The sequence below is a fragment of the Noviherbaspirillum humi genome (assembly GCF_900188095.1).
Classification (GTDB): Bacteria; Pseudomonadota; Gammaproteobacteria; order Burkholderiales; family Burkholderiaceae_D; genus Noviherbaspirillum; species Noviherbaspirillum humi.
Map to the genome: position 1 here is coordinate 38,465 of NZ_FZOT01000028.1, position 7,464 is coordinate 45,928.

Here is a 7,464-nt window from a genome sequence, read left to right on the forward strand (position 1 = left end):
TTCCCGCTCCTTCCGACGATTGATATGGGTCGGAGTGTAGAAAGGGCGCGCGGGACGTTCCATCGGCCAATGAAGGGGTATCGGGATGCAGTACCCGTCGTACCGCAAGCGAAGGCGGAGCCGATGGCGGCGAGCGGTTTACCGATTTGAGCTTGGCAACTTACCGCTGCCTCAACGCCTGTTCGGCATCGCTGCGGCATCCTTGCGGCATGCGTACACGCATGAAGGCGTGCAGCGCGAGGGCGAAGCAGGGCGTCGAGCGGCATGCTGCCGCAATCCTCCTGCCCACCCTGGCATCGGACTGGCTTAAAACTCCTCCCAGCCGTCTGCCGACGAGTGACCGGGCAGCGCAGCCGGGCGCTTGCCGCTTGCCGGTTTCTTCAGCACCGGCGCCGTCCGGGCCGGGGCCGGCCTGCCGACTGCCGGTACCGACTTCGCTTGCCGCACGGCCGGAAGCGCCACAGCGCTTGACTGCATGCCGTCGATCTTGAACACCCGCACCGACTGCGCCAGTCCGGACGCCTGGTCCTGCATCGCTTCGGCGGCGGCAGCGGCCTGCTCTACCAGCGACGCGTTCTGCTGGGTCACCTGGTCCATCTGCACGATGGCCTGGTTGATCTGCTCGATGCCCACGCGCTGCTCTTCGCTGGCGGCGGTGATCTCGCCGATGATGTCCGACACCCGGCGCACGCTCTCGACGATCTCGTTCATGGTGGCGCCGGCCTGGTCCACCAGCCTGGCGCCGTCATCCACTTTTTCCACCGAATCGGAAATCAGGGTCTTGATCTCCTTGGCAGCATTGGCGCTGCGCTGCGCCAGGCTGCGCACTTCGGACGCCACCACCGCAAAGCCCCTGCCCTGCTCGCCGGCGCGCGCCGCTTCCACCGCCGCATTCAGCGCCAGGATGTTGGTCTGGAAGGCGATGCCATCGATCACGCCGATGATGTCCACGATCTTGCGCGAGGATTCATTGATGGACGCCATGGTGCTGACCACCTGCGTCACCACGGCGCCGCCGCGGCCGGCGACTTCGGACGCCGACAGTGCCAGCTGGTTGGCCTGGCGCGCATTGTCGGCGCTCTGCTTGACAGTGGAAGTCAGTTCTTCCATCGACGATGCGGTTTCCTCCAGCGAGCTTGCCTGCTGCTCGGTGCGGGACGACAGGTCCAGGTTGCCGGACGCGATCTGGCTCGACGCGGTGGCGATGGTGTCGGTGCCGCCGCGGATATCGCTGACGATGCGCTGCAGGTTGTTGTTCATGTCCTTCAGCGCCTGCTGCAGCTGGCCGACTTCGTCGCTCGATTCGATTTCGACGCGGCCGGTGAGATCGCCGTCGGCCACGCGGCGCGCCACCGCCAGCGCATTGCGCATCGGACGGGTGATGCTGCGGGTGAGCCACCAGGCGCTGGCCACGCCGATCGCCACGCACAGCAGGGCCAGCAGGATGACGCGATTGCGGCTTTCCTGCTTGATGACGGCGATGTCGGCGGCGAGCTTGTCGAGGTAATCGCGTTGCGCGGTGACGAATTCCGCCACCGTCGCCTGGTAAGCTTCGGCCGCCGGCAGATAGCTCTTGTCCAGCAGCGCATTGGCTTCCTCCAGCCTGCCGTCCTGCTTCAGCTTGATCACCTGATCGCGGGTGGCGAGATAGGTCTTGCGGATCTCCATGGCCTTGGCGAAGGCCTGCTTCTCCTGCTCGCGGCTCAGCAGCGGCTCGATCTTCTTGACGATCTCCGAGGTGCTCTTCGTGGTCTCTTCCGCCTTCCTGGCGAAGAAAGACGCAAGCGATGCATCGCTGCTCTTGGCAATGGCAGTGGTGCGATTCACCGCGACATCGATGTTGCGGCTCCAGTCGCTGGCGAGGCGCTCCTTCTTGATCGGCTCGTCGAGCATGCGCTCCGCGGCATCGGCCACGGCATTGAGCTTGAGGATGCCGATGAGGGTGGTGAGAATGGAGAGTCCGAGCACGATGGCAAAGCCGAGCGCGAGCCGGTTGCCGATCTTCATCTTGGTGAGGATAGTCATGGTGAGGCAGAGTGGTTGAGCAGCATGAGCCGCATGCCGACGTCGAGCGGAGTCCAGCCATGCCGTTCAGGTCGGCACGGCGCATGACTTTGGCCGAAGGGCAGCGGACAGGCGCGGTATTGTCGGGTGGTGCAGCCATGAAGGCCGCAACGTCAGCAATCGATGCGGGCAGCGTTCCCATTGCAGCGGGACGCTCGAGGGAAAGGACTAGGGTGAATGCTTCATGAACCGGTTCGCCAATATTGATCTTGATGTATCCAATGTCACCCGGTCGGCTTGCCGGCCCGTGCCAGGTAGCGGAAGCCGGGAAAGCGCCGATCTTTATCGGGTTTGCCTTGTCGTTTGTTTTTCCGCGCCGGGCATGTTCCTGCACTCACGGGAGGAAGCATCGCGGCGCCAGGCAGAGAAGCTGCCCGCATGGAAACCACGGCGCAGGCCGCACGTTTCCGTGGGGAAAGAATGATAGCGCCAGATATGGGTGCGATCCATCAAAAAGTACACTGAAATAGGCGAACACGCTTTCCTAGAGAATTTGGTTGCTTACAAACAACTGAATTCATTAACGAACGATTAACGGTTCGTGCCGCTATATCCGAGTGAGTGCACGTTCATGGAGCTAAATCCTCATATTTTCCGAGAAGGCTGGCAGGTTCGAGGCTCAAAACGTGGTCGTGGCCCTTGCCTGTCCGCCGGCTCCATGAAACGGACTTCGCACTGATTATTTGGGAGGCTTTTCCACGTCCGTAATCAACGTCCCATTGGCATCCTCGGAATTGTCGCACCTGACTTCAAACTTTATTCTTGCTCCCGGCCGCATGTGGTTCACCATAAGCGGTATTTCATATGACCCCTCGGCGTGCAACCATTCATCAGCAGTTTTTCCTTCGTTGTTATCCTTATGCCACCACACACGCGCATCAACCTTGACAGGGCCCCCGCTTACATTTTTACCGATGCCAATAACGGTAAACGTTTCCGAATTTTCCGGATGGATTTCACTGCGCAATAAGCAGCCGGACGGGTTAGGGAGGGGACCCGATGGAACCGAGCCGCCGCTCCCGCTCCCGGACTCGTGCCACTGCCTAACAAGGTTTCGCCGGGCATTGGCGATCTCTTTTGTGTCTACAAATTGTTTCAGCGTCCATCCGGTTAACGGATCAGTCCCGCCTCTTACATAAAACTTTTGTCCATTCTGATAGACCACCTGTCCCCTGTATTTTGTTTGCCGGCCTTTGTCATCAAGCACAGGCGGATCGTTCTGAAAGAAGTAGGTGTTTAGTAAAAAGTCCCCCATTGCCTTCGCAGTAGGAGATTTGCCAAGATTTGCCACTTGCACCAAGTTCTTCCACTGGTCCCACGTAAGCAGACCGACTGCCCCTGCAACGGCAGTATTTTTGACTTCCATCAGCAGATCCCATAACCCTATTGCGAGACCTCGCAGCTGCTCCCCATCCAACACTTCGCTACTTGAAGCGATTTGCATGCCATTGACTTGTCGACCGCTCCGCGCCCTGACGCTTTCAGCGGAGGAGATGACAGGACCTGCTGGATTAACGGACACAGGCATCCCTGCTCCCTGCCCGACTGTAACTGCTGTTGCCATGAAGGACTCCCCATTTAAATTGATTCACGCCTCGTCAGCTCAGGCCGAACCGAAGGCTTCCAGGCTTAGCAAGCCCAATGCCAAATTCACTGACGTGCTTGATCAACATGAGAACCAAGAATCCGCTCTCAACGTTAACATGGGGCGCGCAGGCCCAGGCCTATTCTTCGTTCAACTCTATGGTCGCCGTGTCACTGGGCTTTTCAGCGCCGTCGCATCTGATATGGAACACAACGCTTCCGCCAAGTTGAACATTATCGACATTGAGCATCACACTGCCAAAATTTTGCGCATGAGCTTCCGCCGGCATGATGCCGAATGGGTCCTTGATTATCTCGGCGTCCAATGTAACGAGGCCGCCGTTCCGATTCTCGCCAATGCCAGTCACGAGAAATAGATCCATTTCGATTTCATGAACCATCGTCCTTAAGATGCAACCAGAGCCCGATGGATTGGATGGACCGACGAAACCCGGGACTTTAGGGGGAATCGATTCGAAGCGATCAATATCATGCGCGCTTTTTGTTGGCAGCCGCATCTTCGGCCTCAATCCGGTCCTGGAATCTTTTTCGCCCACCACATACAAACCCTTCCCATCCCGGAGAACAGGTCTGCCTCGGTTGTCCGTCAGCGGCGTCTTGTCTTTCCTGTACACCGGCTGGCCTTCATTCAACGCATAACTATCCAGCAGCCACGTTCCGAATTTCGGAAGATTCAGCGCCTTCTCCCTGAACGCGGACTGCACCAGATTTCGTATCTGAAGAGCCGAAAGAGAAAGCAACGCGCTTGCCGCAGCGACGGAAAGAGTAGACAAGCCATTGACGAACACATTCCAGGATTTGCCGAAAACATCAATGGAGATTTCCCCGCCACCGCTTGCAACCAGGTTGACGCCGCCAGCGGGAAGGCTGGGATGAGGTCGATTGACCGGTGCGGTCGATGGCTTCTTATCAAAGCCGATTGCTGTTGCCATGCTTGGCCCTTACTGAATTGATTCGAATGTCGTTCAACCAGTCCACTGAAGGCTTCAGGAAGTGTGTTTTCGGTATCCGGATATGGTCGTGGTTCATTCACGCTCGATCCGCGTCTTCTTGCTGAGACGGCACGAGGTTAACATGGCGAACCGGGCGCCGGTATGGCAATCACGCTCGCAACGCTTCCATTGCGTTCTGCACCGTTTCAGACGTGGATGGGAATGCGCCAAGCTGATGTTCCAGCCACCGAACCGCATCCCCGCGTCGGCGACGGTCGCAAGGGCCGCGAGCCGACTCGGTCAGGGGAAACGACCATTTGCCCGCTTCGTCCCGCTGCCTTACTTCTTGAGCGAACGAATCACCCGGCAGGGATTGCCCGCGGCCAGCACGTCATCCGGAATGTCTTTGGTGACGACGCTGCCGGCCCCGATCACGGTGCGCCGGCCGATGCGCACGCCGGGGCAGATCACCGTGCCGCCGCCGATCCACGCATCCTCGCCGATCTCGATCGCTTCGCCAAGCTCAAGGCCGGAGGCACGCTCCGCCGCGTCGAGCGGATGGGTGGCGGCATAGACCTGCACCGCCGGGCCGAACATCACGCGCGCGCCGATGCGTACCGGCGCGATGTCGAGGATGACGCAATTGAAGTTGAAGTAAACCTTGTCGCCGAGCGTGATGTTGCCGCCGTAGTCGCAATAAAAAGGCGGCTCGATCCACACGCCTTCTCCGGATGCGGGAATCAGCTGCCTCAGCAGCCGCAGCCGCTCGGCGGTCTGTGCTTCATGGCTGTCGTTGAACATCTTGAGGAGGAGGCGGGCCGCGCGGCGCTCGTCGCGCAGCTGCGGATCGGCGGGATCATAGAGCTCGCCGGCGAGCATCTTTTCCTTTTCGGTTTTCAAGCAGCCTCCTCGGCATCCGGGCACGCCAGGAAGGATGTCCGGCTGACGGCCATGCCGCATAGACAGGAGAATGTGTCGCTGGTTCAGCGCGGCATGGATCGCCCTCGCGAAGGGAGGGTGCCACGGCCGCAGGCAGGAACGGTTTCTCAGATCCCGTGCAGGCTGAGCGAGCGCACCGCCGCCCTGAGCTGGCGGTAGAGCAGCGCCTGCTCCTCCTCGCCCATGTCATGGAACATCAGCCGCTCGATCGCCGCCACCTCGCCGTCGCAGCGCCGCAGCACTTCCTCGCCGGCCTCGGTCAGGCTGATCTGGATGATGCGTCCGTGCGAAGGGTCGGGCGCCCGGCCGATCCAGCCCTTCGCCTCCAGCGCCTTCACCATTTCATTGGCGGATTGCGGCGACACCATGGTGCGTTCCGCCAGCTGGGCATTCGAAATGCTGCCGAGCGAGCGGAACACCGAGAGCGCGGTGTAGTGCGGCACCGTCAACCCGATCGGCGCGAGCGCATCGCGCATGCGCTTGTTGAGCACGTGGTCGAGGCGGCCGATCAGGTAGGCGACGCCGGAAGGCTTTTGCGGCCCGGCGCCGGGCCCTGCTTGTTTTTTCGAGGCCATAAAAAATTTTCTTGTCATTCCGGGGACGTGCGTATAGTATAAGCCACATATCAGGCTACCTGATATTACTCTCACACATCAGGAGACATTGTATGTCCAAATACGAAGCCCGTTGGAAAACCGTCGACGTCCAGGTGGAAGCCGGCATCGGCTGGATCACCCTCAACCGCCCGGAAAAGCGCAACGCGATGAGCCCGACGCTCAACCGCGAGATGATCGACGTGCTGGAGACCCTGGAACTCGACGACGAAGCTCAGGTGATCGTGCTCACCGGCGCCGGCGACGCCTGGACCGCCGGCATGGACCTGAAGGAGTATTTCCGCGAGACCGACGGCAAGCCGGAAATCATGCAGGAACGCATCCGCCGCGACTGCTCGCAATGGCAGTGGAAGCTACTGCGCATGTACAGCAAGGCCACCATCGCCATGGTCAACGGCTGGTGCTTCGGCGGCGCCTTCTCGCCGCTGGTCGCCTGCGACCTCGCCATCGCCGCCGAAGATGCGGTGTTCGGCCTGTCGGAAGTGAACTGGGGCATCCCGCCGGGCAACCTGGTGAGCAAGGCCGTGGCCGACACCATGGGCCACCGCCAGGCCCTGCACTACATCATGACCGGCGAAACCTTCACCGGCGCGCAGGCGGCGCAGATGGGCCTGGTCAACAAGGCGGTGCCGAAAGAGCAGCTGCGCGAAGAGGTGATCAAGCTGGCTGAGAACCTGCTGCAGAAGAATCCGGTGGTGCTGCGCTATGCCAAGCAGGGCTTCAAGCGCTGCCGCGAACTGACCTGGGACCAGAACGAGGACTACCTCTACGCCAAGACCGACCAGTCCAACTACCGCGATCCGGAAAAGGGCCGCAAGGAAGGCCTGAAGCAGTTCCTGGACGACAAGACCATCAAGCCCGGCCTGCAATCCTACAAGCGCTCCTGAAGCGCAGCGGGCCACGAACCGCACACACGAGAGGGCCGGCTTCACGCCGGCCCGTCGCTCCATATTCCATCTCGAGGAGACTGAGATGCTCAAGACCGATCTGCTGATCGGCGGCGAATCGCAAGCCGCTTCCAATGGCGCCACCTTCGAGCGCCGCAACCCGCTCGACGGCAGCGTCGCCACCGTCGCCCCCGCCGCCACCGTGGCCGACGCCATCGCCGCCGTCGAGGCCGCCGAGCGCGCCTTCCCGGCCTGGGCCGCCATGGGTCCGGGCGAACGCCGCGGCCTGCTGATGAAGGCCGCCCAGGCCCTCGAAGCCAAGGCCGACGCCTTCGCCGCCGCCGTGGCCGCCGAAACCGGCGGCTCGGCCATGTGGTCCGGCTTCAATGTCCATCTGGCCGCCGGCATGCTGCTCGAAGCCGC

General features: G+C 61.0%; 7 protein-coding genes. 2 read left to right on the top strand and 5 right to left on the bottom strand.

Features of this window, described 5'->3' with window-relative positions:
* Window positions 1-306: 306 nt before the first annotated feature.
* From CHB88_RS23155 to CHB88_RS23175, 5 genes are all read right to left on the bottom strand, one after another.
* The gene (locus CHB88_RS23155; RefSeq protein ID WP_089401727.1) at window positions 307-2,025 is read right to left on the bottom strand and encodes a methyl-accepting chemotaxis protein; all 1,719 of its coding nucleotides are present in this window, start codon (window positions 2,023-2,025) and stop codon (window positions 307-309) included.
* A gap of 718 nt (window positions 2,026-2,743) precedes the next feature.
* Window positions 2,744-3,628 (bottom strand): hypothetical protein, encoded by an 885-nt coding sequence (locus CHB88_RS23160; RefSeq protein ID WP_143131452.1) that lies wholly within the window; start codon window positions 3,626-3,628, stop codon window positions 2,744-2,746.
* Between the two features lie 160 nt (window positions 3,629-3,788).
* Window positions 3,789-4,601: a hypothetical protein gene (locus tag CHB88_RS23165; protein ID WP_089401729.1), complete on the bottom strand. Its 813-nt coding sequence runs from the start codon at window positions 4,599-4,601 to the stop codon at window positions 3,789-3,791.
* A 339-nt stretch (window positions 4,602-4,940) separates the two neighbouring features.
* The gene (locus CHB88_RS23170) at window positions 4,941-5,501 is read right to left on the bottom strand and encodes a sugar O-acetyltransferase (RefSeq protein WP_089401730.1); all 561 of its coding nucleotides are present in this window, start codon (window positions 5,499-5,501) and stop codon (window positions 4,941-4,943) included.
* A gap of 146 nt (window positions 5,502-5,647) precedes the next feature.
* Window positions 5,648-6,115, bottom strand: a complete 468-nt coding sequence (locus tag CHB88_RS23175; protein WP_089401731.1) for a MarR family winged helix-turn-helix transcriptional regulator — start codon at window positions 6,113-6,115, stop codon at window positions 5,648-5,650.
* A gap of 92 nt (window positions 6,116-6,207) precedes the next feature.
* On the opposite strand from CHB88_RS23175, the gene CHB88_RS23180 reads away from it, so the two are divergent.
* Window positions 6,208-7,041, top strand: a complete 834-nt coding sequence (locus tag CHB88_RS23180; protein ID WP_089401732.1) for a p-hydroxycinnamoyl CoA hydratase/lyase — start codon at window positions 6,208-6,210, stop codon at window positions 7,039-7,041.
* Between the two features lie 85 nt (window positions 7,042-7,126).
* The coding region (locus CHB88_RS23185) for an aldehyde dehydrogenase family protein (protein ID WP_143131453.1) at window positions 7,127-7,464 on the top strand (338 nt) is incomplete at its 3' end.

What these genes read in the sequence shown, in the direction of transcription:
- CHB88_RS23155 (WP_089401727.1), bottom strand. Translation starts at nt 2,025, where the DNA reads ATGACTATCCTCACCAAGATGAAGATCGGCAACCGGCTCGCGCTCGGC.
- CHB88_RS23160 (WP_143131452.1), bottom strand. Translation starts at nt 3,628, where the DNA reads ATGGCAACAGCAGTTACAGTCGGGCAGGGAGCAGGGATGCCTGTGTCC.
- CHB88_RS23165 (WP_089401729.1), bottom strand. Translation starts at nt 4,601, where the DNA reads ATGGCAACAGCAATCGGCTTTGATAAGAAGCCATCGACCGCACCGGTC.
- CHB88_RS23175 (WP_089401731.1), bottom strand. Translation starts at nt 6,115, where the DNA reads ATGGCCTCGAAAAAACAAGCAGGGCCCGGCGCCGGGCCGCAAAAGCCT.
- CHB88_RS23180 (WP_089401732.1), top strand. Translation starts at nt 6,208, where the DNA reads ATGTCCAAATACGAAGCCCGTTGGAAAACCGTCGACGTCCAGGTGGAA.